The organism is Prevotella sp. oral taxon 376 (assembly GCF_003043945.1).
Taxonomy (GTDB): domain Bacteria; phylum Bacteroidota; class Bacteroidia; order Bacteroidales; family Bacteroidaceae; genus Prevotella.
Map to the genome: position 1 here is coordinate 2017925 of NZ_PYXG01000001.1, position 19030 is coordinate 2036954.

Below are 19030 nucleotides of genomic sequence, written 5' to 3' on the forward strand. Positions count from 1 at the left end.
GCTCCCAGCTGGGAGGCTCTTTGAAATTTTGACGACAAGTAAAAAGCACTTGTTGTTTTTCGATTGATTTTTTATAAACATCTAAAATATATACGATTATGAAAGATTTAAGATTAAAAGATTTTGTAGAATTTTCTGGAATCAACGCAAAGTTAATAAACACAGTAAAGAAACAATCAGGCTTAAACTGGGTTGAGTTTCAAGACTATTTGGAAAATGTATCAAATAGCCCTTGCGGTGCTGCTGGTGGCTTTTCTGGTTTCGTATGGTATTCCGAAACCTCAAGTTTTTGGCGTAAAAACCGAAAATTAATAACCGAACTTATGCAAGAACAAGCAGATAGTTTGGGTGAAAACTTATTATCAATGGTTTTGGGTTTTGATAGCCTCAAAGACGGTTCTTTTTCTCAAGAAGAAATAGGGCGGGCTTTGTTTGGCAACTTTAACGAAGACTACATACAGATATACAATACTTTTGCGTGGTTCGCATTAGAAGAAATTGCATACAGATTTTCAGACTTTAAGTACGAAAACGAATAAGTACGATTAACATTAAAAATTACAATTATGAAACGCAATGATTTATCACAGTTCACATTTGAGTTAGTAAGTAGCGGATGCTACAGAGTTCATTATTTTACAGAGAAGCGGGGCGATTTCTGGGTCTATGGCATCCATGACATGTTAATTATTGACGCAACTCTACATGCGGAAGTTGCCAAGGCGAAAGACATCAAGGCCTTGAGGGACATCGTAAAACGCAATGGAACTCACTATCATGCCAATGGTAAAGAATTCTAAAAGAACGATGCTTGGGAAAGTCAGACAGATTCTTTGATCACATTATCTATGCGGGAAGAAACATTCCGCATAGATACTTATTTGTTTACCCAAAAAATTACAATTATGAAAGTTTACAACATTACAAATAGGCTCAGTGCACAAGCACGGCGTGAACTCGTGAACATCATTGATACACACGAGAAGTACAGAAACGCTTACTTTTTCAGTCCATCTACGAGCGCAACAGGCAGGCGTTGTAGCGAAGATCGTTTCAGGGAGTCGCACACGGATGTCTCTTTTTTGAAAGGGGAAACGTTGTGATTTATCGTGGTGCTCAAAGTTTGGACAAAGATGGTAAAGAGCGTTGTGTTTCTGAAATTTGCAAAGTCGTTGACAAACTCGGTAAAGTTCACACGGCAACGGTTTGCAAAGAGTTCAGAACTCAGCACACAGTTGCTAACTACATACAAGCAATACGATACTATAACACGTATAGCGATGTCATGACAAAGTTAGTGAAAGAGTCTAAAGGTTGTGAAGTTGTATTATCAAACGCAGCAAACGCAATTCAGAAAGCCCTTGCCGCTGGTTTCAAACTTGAGGACATAACCGCCCTTCTTTGATTTTTCATTCACTTAGAATTAGCCGCTACCAACTTTTTACAGTTGGTAGCGGTTTTTCGTTCTTTTTTTTGTCGTTGATTAAAAGTTTTTGGAACGGAGGAGGCTCCTCCGTGTAGTTCGATTCTACAAACTTTGCCAATCGGCTGTAGGTTCTTGAAACTTACAGCCTTTTTTGTTCTTTGAAAATTTTACATAAAATGCAAATGAGAAATAGACCGTTTGCGAAAAGTTTTTGCGAAATATAGCCAAAATCGCAAATGCGCGCAACTGGTTGAATGATGGGAAAAATCATGTGAATGATGTATAAGCCGTCGAGGATATTTGCAGCCGTGAATGATTTGTTTTTGCAGCTTGAAAAATAGTTGCTTAAATCATTTGCGGTATTTCCATAATTGAATTTTAAACACGGAAATGTATTTGCAAACTTGCTATGAATTAGCAGAACCGCAAATGCTTTCCACCTTGAAGGGCGCGAATGAAAGACTTTGCGCCCTTCTCTATGATGTGTTAATTTGCTGGTATTGTTTATCTGTTTTTAGTTACTGAAATAGTATTAACACGGGTACAATATTGACAAATGTTAAAGTTGCATTTTTGTGTGGTTTCTATTAAAAATAACCAACTGAATATTTGCAAGTTACGTTATTATTTCGTATCTTTGTAGTAGAAAATAAGAGATGATGTTTTACTCGCCAAAGTGAACAATTCCCATTTTTCTATTAACAAACTTACTGGTACAAAAACGGGCTAAACCCCAATAAGGATAAAGCCCGAAAAACCTAAAAACGGTTTTATAAACTCGCCAAAGTTTACATCCGCAAAGTTAGTGTTTTTATTTGTTCCTTGCAAGTTTCGCAGGTTGTTTTTTGAATAAAGACCGAATTACAGCCCTTTAGATGGTTCTTTGACAGGCTTTCATAAAGTGTTTGCGACTGGCAACAAACAGCCATTTTGCCCGCATCCTGCTGCCTGTGTGCAGCTGGGAGTTTGCAGCGTGGTTGGAAAAATAATACTCTTTATCTTTTGCGGCTGGTGGTTCCTCTGGAATTGCACCCGCGGCAAAGGGTTAATTATCCGAGTGCGTAAAATGAAAAACTTTTGCACACTCACTTTTTATGTTTAACTTTTAAAATTATTCAATTATGAGAGCAAAAACAAAAAGACAGAGAGTTTATTTTTTGATGGAGTGTTACCGGTTGGTACGGTTTTATATCGGTTTGCAAAAAGTCCTTCGGTTAAGTTGGTTTGTGAGAAAATAACACACACAAGACACACCGAGGACGAGGGCGGGGCATATACATTTTACAAGACAGACAAAGGGGCTTATATAGATAATAGCTTTGTAGGAAGTCTTTACTTCTTGTCTGCAGCGGATGCTCTCCGGTACATTGCAAAGGAAAATTATGTAAATGTGCGAATAACCGAAAGAACAACACAGAATTAAACAAAGTACGAACAATTAAAACCGTCTGTATAGGTTGAAAAACACCTATACAAGCACAACTAAAAAAGATTTTGATTTATGGAAAAAGAAATCATTATTCCTTCCAGCTTGCAAAAAAGTTGGGAGGAACAAGCAATTAGGGAAAATATCCCCTACACTGAATTTGCGGAATTTATCAGAATGAAGCAAAGACAGTACGAAGAAAGTTGTAGAAATGTATATTACCGGATGACGGTTACCGTCAAAAACGGAAAAGAAAGCCGTTTTGGCAATATCTCAACAATCAAAGATTTGCTAAAACAAAGTACGAAAGGCAACTGAAAACGGCAATTTATAAAGCGATTCAGGCAAACATAACAGTTTGCCCGGATCCAATTTTATCAACAAAGATTTTAGAATTATGGAAAACAAAAGAGATTACACATGGTCAAACATCATGGTGAGTTTGGAGAACGCAAGAACCGCCGCACACTCTTTGGATGATTCTTCACGATTTGGGTACGAACGTCAAACAGTGTTGGAAACTCTGGAAGAGTTTACCAAGCAGCTTGATAAGTTAAAGCAAAAGTACGATACCATTATCTACGAAGAGCGCCTGTACGGATAAACCCTTATACTCCCTGAATATTGAGTTGTTCAGGAAGTACGATTAATTATTAAATTTCAAAATTATGGAAGAAAAAACAATCACGTACCCTAATGGAGTTAAGCATGTTTTCAAAATGGTTAGAGACAAAGCCATGTTCACATCCCATATTTGGGTGTATAAAGATGGGGACACGTATCTCCATATTACCCCAAAGAAAGAAGAACCCAATTGGTGTAATATTGCAAAAAATATTGACGGTTTTGGGTTTATGAGTATGGGCGATATTTGCTGCCAGTTTGACGAAATAACCATAGACGACGTTTGCCGCTTCTAATTAAATACCAAAAGCGACCATTTCCTTTGCGCGCAAGGCTCTAAAAACTTTCTGTGGACTAATCATCTGCAGGGAGCACTATTATTAACTAAATTCAAAACTTATGGAGAAGAAATTCGCTTTTGTGATTTGCGTCAATGGCAGGCCGATGAGAACTTTCAAATGGTGCTGTAGGCACGAAGAGGAAATAGTGCTGCAAGCAGCTTCTATGTGTATGGGGGCAAGATGTTTTAAAAAGACCGCTGCCGTACTCGTTTACGAGCTGCAAGGCTCTATGTTTAAATTAATCCATTCTGTTCAATGGAGAAACGAGTGGGAAAAAGTGAAAGAATTTCCAAGTACGGCCGAGTTTTGTGATGGTCGGCTGCTTGAGAAAGGATGACAAAAACTTCTTGCAAAGTTAAATTTGCAAGGAGGGCAAAATTATCAACAATTTTAAATTCAATTATTATGAGCAGAAGTTTGCATGTAGCATCTTGCTACAAAGTTAAGTACGAAAGAGTAAGTGTTTATTCGACCCAGGAAGATGAGTTTTGCCGCATGCTTTGCGACAACTGCGAAACATCTTGGCGAGAAGGCGATGGTGCCGGAGATAAGCTTGAAGTCGAAAAGGAAGACTTGCGGAACTTTGTGAAAAGAGTAAAAAACAACCCGGAAGTGATAGCCGGGTACGACATCAAATTGTCCCCCGAAGAACTTGTTGAGATACTCGTCAAGATTATCACGCAAGCAGAACCCGAAGACAGTACGATACACCTTGAGTGGTTCTGACAAAGGCAGCTCTGAATGTTTTAATTAATATTCAGAGTACGAAAGCAAATGTTTTCATAGTGTGTATTTTTAGTGTTAAGGACAAGGCTAAAGTCATATTAGCCTTGTCCGCAAGGCAACAATTCAAAAAAAAGTAATTATTATGAAGTGTTTTTATAGCAAAGCGTCCTTTGCTCATAAGGACGACACCCACACAGACATTTGTCTGTATAGAAAGGTGGGGAAGTGGCATAAGGTGGAAATGAAACATTTCACCATGTTTGACGATCTTTTGTCGCACAAGGCAGAAACATTCGGCACGCTGAGAGAGGCAAAAGACTTTTATTTGCGCACGATCACTTGCGAGCTAAGTACGATGTAGCATTTGTTTCGTCGCAGGATGGTATGGCAACATAAACAATTGCCATACTTTCAAATATCCTATTATTATATTTGGAGATACAATATTATTTATTAAATTTGCAAAAAAATGAGCAAAGAAAAATTCATGAGAAGAAAGTACGATGTGCCTTTCAATGAGGTTATCCCTCTCGGAAAGGAAAAGTTTGATGTTAGCAACCTGAACTATCGCCACAAGATCTGCTATTTCCCAAGAGAGAATAGCATTATCTTAAAATCAGGCTATCTTGCCGTAAAGGTAGATGGGAGCTTGAAAGAAAGGGGGGAGTTTGTAGAATTAAGCAAATTAGAAGCCCCACAGAAATACCCGGAGAGGTTCATCGATTCCGCTCTTGGAGAGCAGTACGACGGCGACAAGACCTATACAGCCGGCATCCAGTTAAACGCAAAAGAAATGCTGTTTTGCCGGAAGCACGGCTGGGTCGCAACCTATATCCGCTCTTTGATACGGGAGAAAATGAAAGAAGAAGGGTTTGAATGATGGAGTACGAGATACAGTTTCACGGAACAGCGGACAATGTTGCTAAGGCAATAGAAGCCATGCAGGACTTCTCGTCCATACTTCCCCCTCCGAAAGACATGGGGATATACAAGATGATACCCATATCGGAAGATTATTTTTATTATCTTCTTTCCACACGAGGAATCGTTAGCGAGGAGCAAGGCAAGAAATCCTTGGACAGATTTGAAGTCGAAACATCAAATATGAACGAACACCTCGTGTCGTGCTATCGGTTCTTAGCCGAGCAAATGTTATATTTCTATGACAAGTACGACGCCTGTACATTGGAGGCGTGGAGGCAAAAACATTGGGGAGTTCCCGAGCAACCGTCCATAAGAGTCTGCGAGGACGGTAAAATAAAGCCCTGTGGTGAGTTTTCTCTGCCTAGGGAGATAGTTGGTGCAATCTGTAGAAAATATGGCGTTACAGCGCAAATAAACGAGTAAATAGAGAATCCTCGCGGCCGAGGCGGGTATGATATCCAGCCTCGACACATCTACAAACATATAAACAATTAGGAATATGAGAAAGAAAAAAATGCCATTTGCGGAGTTTTACGACAAATGCGTTAAACTCTATTGCATGTACGAGCCACATTTCTTTCTGCGAGGCTGTGAGATTATCACAAACTTTGATGGGAACGAAATTGACAACGGCTGCTGGTACTGCATCGTGAAAATACGGGAACATGTTTACACCGTACTTGCATACGACCATACATGCGACAGCGAAGACAAGCCCTTTGTGGTAAATTGCGATTGGTCTTTTATTGCCACCGCACAAGGTGGCATTGCAAATATCGGTTTTTTTGCAGAGTGTGAAGAGTTTGAGAATTTAGAAGAGGCCTTTTACTACATGGTAAAAGAGCCGTCTCGATATTATCAAAATAGTACGAATTATGTTCGCATCGTAGACAAAGACAGCCCTGAAGAGGTTTATGGATGGAAAGAGGGGTGCGGACTTATAGAGGGGATAGCCTTTATAAAAGAGCATGAAGATTGGTTTACAGGTAAAACCATGCAAATTGTGTTGGCGGATAAGACGGTACTCTACCAAAGAAAGGTTAGTTAAAAGTACGATGCGACGGGGTCTTATCATTCCCGCCGCATGCAATATTAATTATAAAATTTGTGTATATTATGGAAGAACAAAAGTATGCTGGGTGCTGGTACTGCGACAATATTATAGACCACCCAGACCAAGTGGGGCTATTATATCTTGGTTTCCCAAGATGTTTTGTGCTAATTCCAAGCAGTAAAGAGTTTTACTTCTCAACCTACGAAGAATTTGTGAACGGAGCGAGCGAGATAAACTGGCTTGATCCAAAAGATATTCGCAATTACTCTGAGTACGACAAAGAGAAAGTCTTAACTTTGCTGTGGAACTTCTCTGTCGAGCAGGAAGCCAAAGATGAAGAATTGTATAACGAAAGTAATGAGGAGGATTTTTAATGGGAATACCGACTAAATTTGTCGCAACATTCAGCGTGAACAGTGGAAATGAGGAAATAATGGAGCGTCCGAACAAGGCAAAGATGGCTGACGAACTACGCAAGATTATTCGCAAACGAGCAGGGGAAAACGGCAATGGACAATACGAAATCCGCAAAATGTTCACAGATGAAGAGCGGAGTAAAATGCACATTCCCGATGACATCAAAGGGCAGATAATAGAGTTAGGCACTTTTACCAACGGCAAGAACTGGTCTTACAAAAGACCGTTCAAAAAGTATTTTTGACGAAATTCAAGCAGATTTTTGCAATTCCTTGCAAAAAAGTCGGACGGTATACATATCTTTGCAATGTTATTAGTTTTTCATTGTAATGAGATTGTTTTAAGGATTTACACTAAGAAAGGGCAGGGTTTTTACTCCTGTCCTTTCTCTTTGTGCGAAAGCAACTCTGTGAGCCGCCTAATTTGCTCATTGGCGGCTTCAAGTTGTCTATCCTTTTCATCAAGCATCGTCAAAAAACGATCCGCCAACTTGTTGCGCTCGTCAAGCCTTTGCCGGATTGCATCCATATCCGAGCTTTCTGTTTTGTCATGTTTTTCTAATCGCAATTGCATAGACATAATATTGTCTATTCCTTTCGATAACATATCAAGCATTTTATTGGTGATTGCGTCAGCTCTCTGACTCTGCTTCTCGCTGTTCCCGTTGTTAATGGTTACAGCACCGCCTCCCGAATTACTAATATCGGAAAAACGCTTTGAGGTGCGATCGTCTTCCTCTGTCCCATCTACAATATACTCAAATGTTGCCATTTTGTTTGAGACAATGGCAAAGACAAGGCTTTCTGGGACTTTCCTTTTGCCCGTGAGAATAAGGTTAAAGTTGGCTTTATTGAAACCTATCCTTTCTGCAAACTTCGGCTTTGTAAGCCCACTCATAATAACGAGTTTCTGAATGCGTTGGCGTATTTGATTGTCGTTGTCCATCTTTAATCAATTACTAAAATTTTATAAAATAATACGCAAAATCATATTCTTCCGAATATTATTGAATATATTTGCAATGATTAACTAAAAACCATATTTGTTCATGCAAAATTAGCAAAAGAAATCTTAAATACAAAAATAAACAGAAACATTTTATGGAAACAGATCAAGTTGAAGTAGACAAGGAATTGTCTATGGCACTCCGAAAGATACATGAGTGCCAGGTAATTTACATTAATGCTATGGGAAAGTACGATGACAAACAGAGCATGGAACAATTTAGAGGCCATTGCAAAGCCATCATCAGTGTGATTAAAGGTAGAATTGCCGACAACATCAACTGCCAGATAGAGGAGGCTGCAGAAGAAAAATACGATAAAGATTTCACATAGCTTGCTTTTCTTGCAAAGTTTTCATACCTTTGCATTCTATAACATTTTAATTATAAACCTTTAAACAATTAGAATTATGAAGAAAATTTTAGTTTCAATGTTTGTTGCCATTGCGGCAATGGTGACTTTTTCGTCGTGCGACAAACCGGTAAAGGAGATACGATTATGAATGAATATTTGACAATAAAAAATATTTCATTGGCTTGTGTGGCAACTTCTATACTTGTTCCAATTCTTCACTTCTTGTCGCCATTTAACCTCAAGAATTATGCAACAGTGTTAGCATTCGTCTCTTATGCTTTGTTTTTCTACCAGTCTGCAAAAGATACAGAAAGCAAAAACATAAAAAGGTGTGGTTATGCATCGTTGGCCTCTATCTCGTTTTTTCTCTTTGTTTTTATATGGAAAACGTGGTTTTATTACACCTTTGGGGATTTTTATGATATAAGTAGCAACTTTGAGATTGTCTATTTCGTCCCTCTTATTGCACTATCTTCTTTACATTTTATGATGATAAGGGAGGCGGGCTACAAGATGGCTTTCATTTGCATTCCTGCAATATTAGGGTATCTGATGATAGGGGCGCAATTTGTGGACACCAGTGTATTAATAATGTTTATGTTCTCGTCGGCTGTGGTAATTCCATACGCATTGCTTGCATTTTCTTATTATCAACTTTATAAAAAACTATAACTATGAGTGAATTAGATGATTTGATTAAGACGGCGAAAGCAAATACATCGGGAAACATTTTGCAAACAGATGACAAGTATAGGACTCTTCTTGTCTTGTCAAACATTGCTTACTATGTTGGCATCGCATTACTACCGCTGGCGGTGGTTTTGTTTATCATGGCAGCATCTGGCGAAAAAGACTACATTGCTGGCATTTCTATGGGATGTCTGTTAGGCGGTATAAATGGACTTTTCTTCGGTCTGATCGGCAAATGCCTTATAGATATATATAACAAAGTAAACCAAAACAAATAGTCTCTTTTACCCATGCAAGCCTAACCGCTTGCGTGGGTACTATGTGTAACTTTATATTTTAACACTATGAGGAAAATATTTTTAATATTAAGTGCTACTATCTTTTTAATTTCTTGTGGAAGCTCATACGAACGAAAGGTGAAGGCTGCTTTCAAAAGTTATGTGAGCACGCATTTTGACAATCCCAAGGATCTTAAAGAGATTGTGGCAATAGACTCTTGTGATACAATTTCAATAAAAGAAGTCCAAGATTTACTAAAATCGACAAAAACAACTTATGACTCTATCAATAAAGTTGTAAAAGAAAGGGCAGAAAAGATTAGCAAATCTTTGAAAAATCCTAAATTGCGAGGTTTAACCCACAGGAATCCCTACTTTAATGAAGCAATACATAAATACAATGAGGCATCAATGGAAAGGTTGTCGCTAACATCATCTGATTTATCTTGGGCATTGTATGATATAGGGAAACCATTGGAAGACAGGTATAAGGATTTTATGAGTAAGCGAGGAAAGACCTATGTCCAATGCAAAATACATGTAAGGGTTGCGCGCGAGGAAAAAGATAGAATGGTTACATATTACGCTATTTCTGACACTCTGCTTAACAATATCGAAATTAGAAGTAAGGGAATAGGAACAGAAGAAGTCCTTGGCGCCGACAATTTAATTGATTTCTCTGAAATTTCAGACGAATATTTATCAAGAATTAAAAACGCAAAAGAACTTGATGAATACGGAAAAATTGTTCTTAACATAATAAATAGGGAAATATAATAATGGTTGTGTCCATTTCGCAGGGCAAACGGTTAAGTTGCTCAATTAGCAGTTGGGCTTTTATTTTGCTCACTATTTAGATACGGGCGGGTTGCCTTTGCGTGAAATTTTCAAAGCTCTCGGAGTGGAGACCATTTCTTGAACAGCGCAAAATGGCAGCCGCTTTCTTTGTGAATCTCGCTCGCATCTTTTAAATATCCAAGAGATAAGAAGTGCTAAAAAAGTATAATTCTCCACGAGGATTGATACACGTTGTGAGAAAATTGTGTATCTTTGTAATGTCTAATAAATCAAAGCGGATTGAGGTATGCTCTTCCGTTTTTCTGGGAGGGCATTTTGCTTGAACAAAACTTTCGAGGAATAAACAAAACGGCGTACCGTCCCTTGGTTACATTGTAATGGTGTTTCCGTGCTTTCGCTTTGAAGCATTAGACAAAGGGTAGCGGTACGCTTTCTTTGTGTACCAACCCAATAAAGTTTAAACGTCTAAAAAAATCAAAGCAAATGGACGAAATTAGAAGTTTTAGTGCTCCGCATCGCATGGAGCTTGACAAAACATTTTCTTATAATGGCTCTAATGTCAGAATGAAGAAAGTGAATGGTACGGTTTTCGTATGCCTTACTGACATGGCGAAAAAGTTCCCAAACAAAACTCTATCCCACATTATTTACAGCAAGGAACTTACAGATTACATTAAACGACTGACCGAAATGCAAAATTGCACTTCGGCTGATTTACTGCAAGTTACGAAAGGTGGAAGTGAAGAACAGGGCACTTGGGCGCATCGGAAGATTGCCTTGCGTGTTGCCCAAAAGTTGTCGCCCGACTTTGCGATTTGGGTTGATGATAGGGTTGAGGAACTGCTGACATACGGCACAATATCCGTACAGCGTCATAATCTCCCTGCAGATTATCCATCTGCCTTGCGTGAACTCGCAGACAAGGTAGAGGAGAACCAAAGGCTAACACTCGAAAACAAGCAGAAAGACAACCAAATCAAAAAGCTACAGCCCAAAGCAGATTTTGCTGATGCAGCTTTCAAGGCAGAAGGAAATGTAGACATTGGGCAGGCAGCGAAAATCCTCGGGCTGCCTTTCGGACGAAATACCCTTTTCAGAAAGCTAAGAGAGAAAGGCGTTTTGTTTGGGAGCAGAAATGAACCAAAGCAAAGATTTGTCGATGCAGGCTATTTCGTGTTGACCGAATTGCCGCCTATTAAACGAGAAAGCCATCCGGACTTAATTGTCATGAAATGCATTTGCACACAGAAAGGACTGGCGTATATCAACACACTTTTCGGTGGGAGTTTAAACAACCCAACACTTGCAAAAATCAAATAAACACAGAACGAAAATGGAAAAGAAAATAAATAAAAATATGATACAAGAGAGTGTAAATGTAAGTAAGAATGTTGCAGACGCGGCAACTTGGGTTGAAAATCTGCATCGGTTCTTCGACAAGGAAGATCAGCACAGCATATACCTACAAAACTCCGAGGATATATTTGCCAAGCTAACAAGCGCAATACAGAAAATGATTGGCTGCGAGGCGTATTGGAATATTGTAGATAAGATTACAGAGTAATTTTAGATGTTAATAATGGGTTTGCGCTATCGTCCCTTGCAATACGGGCAGCTTTCGTGATTGCCAGGGTGGTGCAAGAGAAAAACCTGTACCACCTACTTAGAAATAAGTTGAACATCTAAAACATACAATTATGAGCAAAGAAGAATTAAGACTGTTTTTCGGCGGCAAGTGCACCGACAAGCAATTTGCGTCTATTTTGTCCAATCCTTTTATGGACAACATAGATTGCTATTCATTTGGGACGTGGATAAAAGGATTTGTGGGTGCATTTATCACAAAATATCCGACGCGCCCGCAGGTTGTCAGAATGATGTGTGAGGCTCTACACAAGGGCACAATCAGGTGGCAAGACCTTACAAAGGTAAACCTTGCTACCATTACAGAGTATATCAAAGCGAACGTTACCCCCAATAGCGCATGTACTTATCTTGCCCTTATCAAGGCGTTGCTCAACGAGTATTCCGAAGAAGGTGTTATTCCTTGCAAGAGCTTTACGAGCGTGCTCAACGGAAAGAAAGTGCCATCACAACATATCGCCCTCACGGAGAATGAACTGAAAGCCTTGGACGACTACAAACCTAAGAGTAAAACAGAAGATTCCGTAAAGACTTTGTTCATGCGTGCGTGCCTCACGGGAGGGCGTTGCTCTGATGTCAGACGTATGACCCAAAAGAACGTTTCTGACGGCATTCTGTCTTATGTATCACAGAAGACCAAGACAGAGGTAAACCAGCCCGTTCACAAGCGACTAATGAAGTATCTATGCAAGCCATGTCAGGAGCACTGTACGTCGGTTACGAGCAGGACAATTCAGAGAATCTGCAAAAGACTGGGAATGACGGAAGAGGTGCAACTATATGTCGGTGGCAAACTAAAGAAAGGCCAGAAATGGGAGTTCGTTACCATGCACACCGCAAGGCGTACTTTCTGCACTATCCTTGCGCAGAAAGATGTGCCCGTTGAGGTTATCAGGACGCTTGCCGGGCACAGCACGACGACAATGACAGATAGATACGTCTGCATTGATGGGAGGAAGCCGGGAGTAAACGCAATGGCATTCTTTCAAGGTTAAACACTAAATATCAACAAACAAATATCAAGAAAATGGCAGCTATAGACAGAATGTACTTAAGCAACTATAATGATAAATATATCCTTATGAAATGGATAGAAAGGCACAGGCCATCTCTATTGCAAAATGTATTTCACCCAACAATGACAGAAGCAGAGTGGGATAACGAAAAACAAGAAATATACAATTCCCACCTAAAAATAAATGAAGAAGAGTATAAAAAACACGGTGGGAATAAACATAGAATTGTCCTAAACTACGCAAAGTGTGGCTACGAGTGTCCATTGGAACAAGCAGAAAATGAGGCTAAATTATATAAAAGACAGCGCGAAGAGCTTGAAGACGAAATTTGGTATAAATTCAAATATAAGCTCCCCATTGCTTGTTTCTCGTGCGAATCAGACACGTGGCTAAAATGGCACTGTCCTCTTGACTTTGTTAGAGAACACTTGAAAGATCAGTGCGGAATGAAAGAGCATTGGTATTATAAGCTGTTCTTTTTGTATTGAATTTCACTGCAAGGAAACAAATCCCTCACAAGCGCAGTAACTTGTGAGGGAACCTTTTTTTACTCTCCAAACTCAATGTTTGGTATTTTATTTCTCAATCTTCTTCTGCCATCCTTATCCATTTGTCTGTGGTTATACTGAATTGAGTATAGATGTATGTAGTCTCTTACCTCTTGTGCGCAGTAAAGAAACAGTTCTTTGAAACCAAGATAAGAATAGTAGAAATCCACTTCATTTTCAAACCCCATTATGTGGCAGGCTTCTGGAAAAGTGAATGTCTGAGCGTAGTGCGGAAGCCAGTTTTCCATAAAGGATTTTATTCCCTTATCAAATGGGCACTTTAATTTGCGCTCTAAGCCACCAATATCCCAAAGGTGGGTGCTTATGCCGTCCTTGCTGCACAAACGCAACAGGGCGAGATTTATGCGGTATTCCGGTCGTTTAACAGGCAACTCGCTAAAAAGCGAAAACAAAGCATGATACGGTGTATATTCCAGAGCCGTAATCAGCTCAAAGAGCACATCAAACAAAGGCTTGCCATTGTCGTGCTCTATGTTCCAAACAATATCAAGTAGATTGGTCACTTTCCAACATTTCACTGAACCAAAGTACGATATGGGTTTTGTCTGATTGGCTCCGTTGGATAACTGTACGAAAGCACGATTGGAATATAAATCTTTGTATGGGTGACTGCCAAGAATATTTCTCATAGCCGACACTTGTTGCATCGCTTTATTGTTATCGTCAAGCAGAAAGCAGGCTATTAGAGTGGCTAAAAGTTTATCTCCATAGTCTTGGTAATAGTCAGACAAGATAAGTGGGGAGAGAGGATATTTCCCTCTCTCCTTATACTTCCTTGCTAATTCTTGCAACCAAGTACGATGATTAACGCCAAACTCTTTGTAGAACAGGGCTAAGTTCTTCTTCTTGCACTCCTGCCGAATAATCTTTCTTCGCTGCTTTTCTTCCTCGTTGGTCATTGTCACATCGTTAGGTTATCAGAATTAACAAGCCACTCAATCATATCAACGCAGTTCTCAAACAAGTTTTCTCCAACGCAACCACTCAATGTAAGATTGACTCCTTGGTTGTCGTACCGAACGACTTTATTATTAAATAGTAATTCAAATTCCACATCTTCATAAATTAAACGGTTTGGTAGCAATTCTATTAATGCCCCGAGCGACCAAGCGGGATAATCCACTTGTAAATTATCTCCGCTATCACATACTTCGGGAAATGACGAACCTAAAGGATAAAACATATCAGCCGTATCTGCCGATACACCTAACTCTTGGAGTTTCTTACTCTGCACTCTTGTTGTACAAATCTGTGCCATAATCTATTTTCCTGTTAATTCCAACACTTTCTCCTTAAACTCTTCTTCTGATTCGCAGAAGTAATAATCTTCTGCATCGTCGTCTGTGTCATAGACAACTCCGTCTCGGTAAAAAATAACAACATCTTTTCCCTCATGCGGCATACCTTTCCGAATGTGATATGGCGCAATCAACCCATTATACCTATCACATTCAGGGTAATCTATAGGAAGTAAACCAATGCCTTTCAGCCAACCCCTTAGTTCCGCAGTATTACTATTTATATATGCTTTCATAACATTATCCTCCATACATTACCAATTCGTACTTATCAAAGTCGAAGTTCTTGTAAATAGAGATAAAATTAAATATCTCGTATTCGTAGGTCGAACTTCCCGATACAAGCATTTTGTCTATATCTGTATCTTCTTTGAAGTCAAGTTCCATAGACAACGGAACACCCTCCCATGAATAATGCCACCGTTTGTTCTTTGTATTGACATAGTCTTTCATTCGGATTAAACTATCCTCGTCATCGCCGAGCATTGTTTCCAAATAGGATATAAACCTCTTTCTGATTTCCACAATCCATTGGTATAATTGCTCTTTTGATACCGTTCCGAGAACTGTATCTTCGTTCTCGTCTATTTGTGTGAAAAGTCTATTGTTTTCGTTCGGCACCTCGTGAAATATATCAGTGCAAGTGTCATGCTTGACCATTTCGCTCACCTTTTCGTACTCACTGTAGTAGCTTTCATAGTCGTTACCGTCCTTAAAAGAGTCTCTTAACATAAACCCTTTTGGTACTCTTTCAAAACTTATCCTAAATCCCATATATTTATACTATGATATGTCCACCGTTAAACTTTCAACTTAAACCCAATTTGAATACTCTCCCGCTTATACTTAAAATCTTTTGCATGGGTATTCTCTCCTCCGTTCCTAATGTGTAGATTTACAAGAAGGTTCTTGTGCTTGGCATGTAAATCATCATAAATCTTCAAAGCCTCATCATATTTTACAGCCAATGCGCTATCCATATAATCACACATCAACACCCTGTCGGAACTTTTGCTATTCAGGTCATAACTTTTAAGATACCGAGTTTTCTTTGAGATTTTGTTTGTCAGCGCAAAGATGATGTTAGGCTTATTTAAGTCGTTCTCGATGGTGAGAAATACCCCATACGATGTTATCTTTTCGTTTGAGTTCTGCCTTATCCTTGTGAGAATAGCGTTTACACTATCAATGCTCTTTGAGAACTCTGCCTTATTTATATCTTTGGTAAACTCTGGCACTTGTATTCTCCGTTTGAGTTTGCTGTCGTACACTTCCTTTTCAGAACAATAGTATTCTATTCCTTTTCGGGTGTGCTTGGCGATGATGTAGAATTGATTGTATGCAATAAGTTCATTCATGCCATAGTCGTTTACGGGATTCACTCTACAAGGTAATTTCGCTATAAACTCTCGTATGGGTACTTCTAACTCAAAAAGGCTATCACAAAAAAACGCCCTTGCCTCTTCCAATAACGGCGTAAGCACCAATTTTCTTTGAAACAACCAATCACGTTTGTATGATTTCACAAACATTATCACACCGTCCTTGCCGTCTTTCGGCATAACTGCTAATCGTAACATAATCTATAATCCATATAAAAAATTTTTATATTTAAGTATTTCAAAATACAAGTCCTCTTCCATATTTTCAAGATGTTTGTGTATTAACAGACTTAGTACTTTCTTCGTCTCTTCTTCATAAGAAGACTCTTTAACTTCATTTAGCATTCGTCTTTCTAAAGAGAAGACGTGCTCTGTTAGCCTTTCCTTGAAGATAGAGAGTTCCGTTATAGTTTTTTGTAATGATACTGCTTTCGTTATTTTCTGCGGATCCATAGATTAATATCCTCCTAAATGTTCACAACAATAATCTTTAACAGCAACCTCCGCCTTTGCTAATAGCAAAGACAAATCATAGCATTCATCATCAAAAACAGTAATATCGCCACCGTCTTTGGCACACCCTTTTCTTGTTATTGTCAAGCACCAATCAGTAATACTTGAATAATAAAATTCTATATGAAATTTATGAACTTTTACTATCTCTGCTAACCAATTTATATCAGCCATAATTACCTCCCTCCTAAAAACTTGTTGATAAAATAACTACACCCCTTGCCTGTAACCTTAGTGGTTATCGTAGTGTGCATAACACCCTCATTACCACTGCGCACGCCTTTCTTCAACTCAAACAATCCTTGTTCAATGTACAGTTGATTGGGTATATTGTAGTACTCCCCTTTCTTTCCAAGATAGCCATTGTTGCGTAGCCACTTGAATAAACGGTTTTGACCTATCTCATATCCGTTCTGCGTAATTATCTTGGCAAGTTCACCAATCAGACAACTTGACTTGCTTGCTTCAATGGCATTGGCAAAGGCTACTTTCGGGGCTTGTTCTGCCAGTCTTGCGTGTAATTCCTTGCCCTCTTGCTGTAACTTTTCTTTCTCGGCACGCTCTTCTTTTAGCTTCACGGCAAGTTCTATCACGAGATCAGGGTTATCAACCATTTGCTCCAACGTCGGCTGCGTGGCGGTCATGCCGTACTTCAACAACTCTTTGATTCGGTCATTACACCAAATGGCGAACGCTGGACTAAGCCAACGTGCAAACTCTAACGCTACATCTTCGTGCATCCAAGTGCCTTGTGCTTCTGGGTTACCACCTTTCACCACTATAACTGCCTGAAAATCAGCCGAAGTGCTTTTTCTCACTTCGGTGAGTGCATTAATAAATTCAACCGTGGATTGATTTTGCAGCCAATCTACTGCACGCTTACCGAACGGTTTAGCCATTTCCGTGGCGTTCACCATAACGCCGTCACCACAACTGAAAGTAATACTACATCCTTTATATTCAAATATCCTTAAACTTTCCATAGTTCAATTATTTTTTATTAATTTCTTTCAGATACTCCTCCACATCCTGACTATACACAACTCTATATTCATGGTGAAAGTCGAAAACATGACCTTTATGAGCCCCCCACCAGCTACCATAATCGTCTTTCCAAATAACAGGGATGCCTAATTTGAAAGCAAATAGTACATCCAAAATCTCACTTATATCATTCATTCACAGTCCTCCTTGTAGTTAAAATCATTCCTAATCAGGTTATCAACTAACTCTTGATTAAAATGCCAATTTTTAATATAACCATCAGCATTAACCGAGAATATTATATAGTCTCCATAACCGTTTCTGTAAGGATCTAAAAGTGCAGGAACATAACTTTCTATACGAATAATCTGTTGTTTGTTATTATTGAGCAAACAATACACCCCATCATCGCACACTTTGTAATGCACATCTGCAGTAGTTCCTTTCCTCCAATTAACAATCTGCCCATTGCTAACATCAATCAAAGGCTTCCATCTGTAATGGTCGGAGTATATGCAGCTGGTAGGCTTATCTTTAATCTTTACTACACAAGGAACAAATGGCTCACCATCACCTTTGCTGTCATAAAGACTTATGTCATCTGCTCCATTAACGACAGTGTCCTCATAGTATCTAACGCCAGCATCTACTTGTAAATACCCAACATTGGTCTCTTTGTTTTTAATATTCACTATCATAATTTCTAATCTTCTAATCTTTTGTCAATCCATTTATATAAACTCAACACATGAAATTTCTCACCCGCAATTGCGGAGATATTCATGCGATGTTTTACATCTTTCAAAGCGTCCTCATATCCTTTGATGTATGCCCTCCTTTCTGCGTAAGCAGAAATTGTCGCATCATCATCCTTTGCGTAAGGGAAAGCCTTATCCGCCTTGTTTTCTATAATCTTACTCATAAATCAATCTTTTTGAATTTACCACACTTTTTACAAACGAAAGTAGCCTCTATTCGGTAAGGCATTCCTCTTTCGCCATACTTATAAACTCTCGTCTTATTTACAAGTTCCCACTCGTGGCAGCACGACCATTTCTTAAAAAGTTCCTTTATCATCGCTTCCTTTTTGTTCTTTAATGTCAATAGCCGCCAATAGACAATATGCACTCATATCCATAAGTGTATCTATTATTTTCTCATCTTTCACTTCCAACTCGCCTTTCTTGCAGAACGACTTAATTCTATTCAGTTTGTCATTCAGCCTTATAGTGTATGAAGTCAGCCCAAATTCTTTGAATGTTTGCGTTGTACTATCTCCGTAGTCTGCGTTTTTCTTCTTGAATGTTTCAAGCATTTGTTTTGTGAGTTCTTCAAGCATCTGCTCTTTTGTTGCTTGCGAAGAATTTGTAAATGTTTGATAGTGTTCTATCTCGGTAGAATATAAGTCAATGCGCCTAAAAAAACAAGAACAAATCGTTCCGTCTTCCGATACGGAATCTACCACAAATACAGTGTCAGGGTTTATATTTTTGACAGCTCTCCTTCCTTTTTCGTTTAATATGACTGTGTCTCCAATTTTAAATTCTGTTTTTTCTTTCATA

At 38.9% G+C, this 19030-nt stretch carries 33 protein-coding genes; 21 read left to right on the forward strand and 12 right to left on the reverse strand.

What is annotated here, in order from left to right; all coding sequences use genetic code 11:
• The first annotated feature begins 98 nt into the window (after positions 1–98).
• The 13 genes from C7120_RS08970 to C7120_RS09040 all read left to right on the forward strand — a co-directional run bounded on the left by C7120_RS08970 (position 99) and on the right by C7120_RS09040 (position 7182).
• Complete coding sequence (locus C7120_RS08970) at positions 99–539, forward strand: hypothetical protein (RefSeq protein WP_107621261.1); 441 nt, start codon at positions 99–101, stop codon at positions 537–539.
• 27 nt (positions 540–566) lie between these two features.
• Positions 567–800, forward strand: a complete 234-nt coding sequence (locus tag C7120_RS08975; protein WP_107621262.1) for a hypothetical protein — start codon at positions 567–569, stop codon at positions 798–800.
• A 2127-nt stretch (positions 801–2927) separates the two neighbouring features.
• Positions 2928–3170: a hypothetical protein gene (locus C7120_RS08990; RefSeq protein ID WP_107621265.1), complete on the forward strand. Its 243-nt coding sequence runs from the start codon at positions 2928–2930 to the stop codon at positions 3168–3170.
• Between the two features lie 79 nt (positions 3171–3249).
• Positions 3250–3456, forward strand: a complete 207-nt coding sequence (locus C7120_RS08995) for a hypothetical protein (protein ID WP_107621266.1) — start codon at positions 3250–3252, stop codon at positions 3454–3456.
• Between the two features lie 64 nt (positions 3457–3520).
• Positions 3521–3772, forward strand: a complete 252-nt coding sequence (locus C7120_RS09000) for a hypothetical protein (RefSeq protein ID WP_107621267.1) — start codon at positions 3521–3523, stop codon at positions 3770–3772.
• 103 nt (positions 3773–3875) lie between these two features.
• Positions 3876–4154 (forward strand): hypothetical protein, encoded by a 279-nt coding sequence (locus C7120_RS09005; protein WP_107621268.1) that lies wholly within the window; start codon positions 3876–3878, stop codon positions 4152–4154.
• 68 nt (positions 4155–4222) lie between these two features.
• Positions 4223–4543 carry a hypothetical protein gene (locus C7120_RS09010; protein ID WP_146154239.1) on the forward strand — a complete coding sequence of 107 codons (321 nt, stop codon included), beginning with the start codon at positions 4223–4225 and terminating at the stop codon, positions 4541–4543.
• Between the two features lie 142 nt (positions 4544–4685).
• A complete protein-coding gene (locus C7120_RS09015; protein ID WP_107621270.1) occupies positions 4686–4904 on the forward strand; it encodes a hypothetical protein in 219 nt (72 codons plus the stop codon).
• Positions 4905–5012: 108 nt separating this feature from the next.
• Positions 5013–5423 (forward strand): hypothetical protein, encoded by a 411-nt coding sequence (locus tag C7120_RS09020; protein ID WP_107621271.1) that lies wholly within the window; start codon positions 5013–5015, stop codon positions 5421–5423.
• Positions 5420–5890, forward strand: coding sequence for a hypothetical protein (locus C7120_RS09025; protein ID WP_107621272.1), 471 nt, complete (start codon positions 5420–5422; stop codon positions 5888–5890). The genes C7120_RS09020 and C7120_RS09025 overlap by 4 nt, the downstream gene beginning before the upstream one ends.
• Before the next feature lie 76 nt (positions 5891–5966).
• On the forward strand, positions 5967–6515 hold the full coding sequence (locus C7120_RS09030; protein ID WP_146154240.1) for a hypothetical protein: 549 nt from the start codon (positions 5967–5969) through the stop codon (positions 6513–6515).
• Positions 6516–6583: 68 nt separating this feature from the next.
• Positions 6584–6895: a hypothetical protein gene (locus tag C7120_RS09035; protein WP_107621274.1), complete on the forward strand. Its 312-nt coding sequence runs from the start codon at positions 6584–6586 to the stop codon at positions 6893–6895.
• Positions 6895–7182 carry a hypothetical protein gene (locus C7120_RS09040; RefSeq protein WP_107621275.1) on the forward strand — a complete coding sequence of 96 codons (288 nt, stop codon included), beginning with the start codon at positions 6895–6897 and terminating at the stop codon, positions 7180–7182. Before C7120_RS09035 ends, C7120_RS09040 begins: the two co-directional genes overlap by 1 nt.
• A 128-nt stretch (positions 7183–7310) precedes the next feature.
• On the opposite strand, the gene C7120_RS09045 is transcribed toward C7120_RS09040, so the two are convergent.
• On the reverse strand, positions 7311–7883 hold the full coding sequence (locus tag C7120_RS09045) for a hypothetical protein (RefSeq protein WP_107621276.1): 573 nt from the start codon (positions 7881–7883) through the stop codon (positions 7311–7313).
• A 155-nt stretch (positions 7884–8038) separates the two neighbouring features.
• Between C7120_RS09045 and C7120_RS09050 the strand changes: the two genes are divergently transcribed.
• From C7120_RS09050 to C7120_RS09085, 8 genes are all read left to right on the forward strand, one after another.
• A complete protein-coding gene (locus tag C7120_RS09050; protein WP_107621277.1) occupies positions 8039–8275 on the forward strand; it encodes a hypothetical protein in 237 nt (78 codons plus the stop codon).
• A 165-nt stretch (positions 8276–8440) separates the two neighbouring features.
• Positions 8441–8968, forward strand: a complete 528-nt coding sequence (locus C7120_RS09055) for a hypothetical protein (RefSeq protein WP_107621278.1) — start codon at positions 8441–8443, stop codon at positions 8966–8968.
• Positions 8969–8970: 2 nt separating this feature from the next.
• The gene (locus C7120_RS09060; RefSeq protein ID WP_107621279.1) at positions 8971–9264 is read left to right on the forward strand and encodes a hypothetical protein; all 294 of its coding nucleotides are present in this window, start codon (positions 8971–8973) and stop codon (positions 9262–9264) included.
• Between the two features lie 66 nt (positions 9265–9330).
• Positions 9331–10041 carry a hypothetical protein gene (locus C7120_RS09065; protein WP_107621280.1) on the forward strand — a complete coding sequence of 237 codons (711 nt, stop codon included), beginning with the start codon at positions 9331–9333 and terminating at the stop codon, positions 10039–10041.
• A gap of 504 nt (positions 10042–10545) precedes the next feature.
• Entirely contained in the window at positions 10546–11382 is an 837-nt protein-coding gene (locus tag C7120_RS09070; RefSeq protein ID WP_146154241.1) for a phage antirepressor KilAC domain-containing protein, read from the forward strand.
• A gap of 37 nt (positions 11383–11419) precedes the next feature.
• The gene (locus C7120_RS09075) at positions 11420–11626 is read left to right on the forward strand and encodes a hypothetical protein (RefSeq protein WP_158267364.1); all 207 of its coding nucleotides are present in this window, start codon (positions 11420–11422) and stop codon (positions 11624–11626) included.
• A gap of 133 nt (positions 11627–11759) precedes the next feature.
• Complete coding sequence (locus C7120_RS09080; protein ID WP_107621283.1) at positions 11760–12701, forward strand: tyrosine-type recombinase/integrase; 942 nt, start codon at positions 11760–11762, stop codon at positions 12699–12701.
• 32 nt (positions 12702–12733) lie between these two features.
• On the forward strand, positions 12734–13210 hold the full coding sequence (locus C7120_RS09085; protein ID WP_158267365.1) for a hypothetical protein: 477 nt from the start codon (positions 12734–12736) through the stop codon (positions 13208–13210).
• A gap of 59 nt (positions 13211–13269) precedes the next feature.
• On the opposite strand, the gene C7120_RS09090 is transcribed toward C7120_RS09085, so the two are convergent.
• From C7120_RS09090 to C7120_RS09145, 11 genes are all read right to left on the reverse strand, one after another.
• Positions 13270–14190: a hypothetical protein gene (locus C7120_RS09090; protein ID WP_107621285.1), complete on the reverse strand. Its 921-nt coding sequence runs from the start codon at positions 14188–14190 to the stop codon at positions 13270–13272.
• A 2-nt stretch (positions 14191–14192) separates the two neighbouring features.
• On the reverse strand, positions 14193–14549 hold the full coding sequence (locus C7120_RS09095; protein ID WP_146154244.1) for a hypothetical protein: 357 nt from the start codon (positions 14547–14549) through the stop codon (positions 14193–14195).
• Positions 14550–14552: 3 nt separating this feature from the next.
• Positions 14553–14825, reverse strand: a complete 273-nt coding sequence (locus C7120_RS09100) for a hypothetical protein (protein ID WP_146154245.1) — start codon at positions 14823–14825, stop codon at positions 14553–14555.
• 4 nt (positions 14826–14829) lie between these two features.
• On the reverse strand, positions 14830–15321 hold the full coding sequence (locus tag C7120_RS09105) for a hypothetical protein (protein WP_107621288.1): 492 nt from the start codon (positions 15319–15321) through the stop codon (positions 14830–14832).
• A 68-nt stretch (positions 15322–15389) separates the two neighbouring features.
• Positions 15390–16169, reverse strand: a complete 780-nt coding sequence (locus tag C7120_RS09110; protein ID WP_146154246.1) for a hypothetical protein — start codon at positions 16167–16169, stop codon at positions 15390–15392.
• Positions 16170–16427: 258 nt separating this feature from the next.
• A complete protein-coding gene (locus C7120_RS09120) occupies positions 16428–16658 on the reverse strand; it encodes a hypothetical protein (protein WP_107621291.1) in 231 nt (76 codons plus the stop codon).
• 2 nt (positions 16659–16660) lie between these two features.
• On the reverse strand, positions 16661–17467 hold the full coding sequence (locus tag C7120_RS09125) for a phage antirepressor KilAC domain-containing protein (protein ID WP_233247056.1): 807 nt from the start codon (positions 17465–17467) through the stop codon (positions 16661–16663).
• Between the two features lie 7 nt (positions 17468–17474).
• Entirely contained in the window at positions 17475–17663 is a 189-nt protein-coding gene (locus C7120_RS09130; RefSeq protein WP_107621292.1) for a hypothetical protein, read from the reverse strand.
• Positions 17660–18166: a hypothetical protein gene (locus C7120_RS09135; protein ID WP_107621293.1), complete on the reverse strand. Its 507-nt coding sequence runs from the start codon at positions 18164–18166 to the stop codon at positions 17660–17662. The genes C7120_RS09130 and C7120_RS09135 overlap by 4 nt, the downstream gene beginning before the upstream one ends.
• Before the next feature lie 5 nt (positions 18167–18171).
• Complete coding sequence (locus tag C7120_RS09140; protein WP_107621294.1) at positions 18172–18390, reverse strand: hypothetical protein; 219 nt, start codon at positions 18388–18390, stop codon at positions 18172–18174.
• Positions 18391–18525: 135 nt separating this feature from the next.
• A complete protein-coding gene (locus C7120_RS09145; protein WP_107621295.1) occupies positions 18526–19029 on the reverse strand; it encodes a nucleotide modification associated domain-containing protein in 504 nt (167 codons plus the stop codon).
• Position 19030 lies beyond the last annotated feature (1 nt).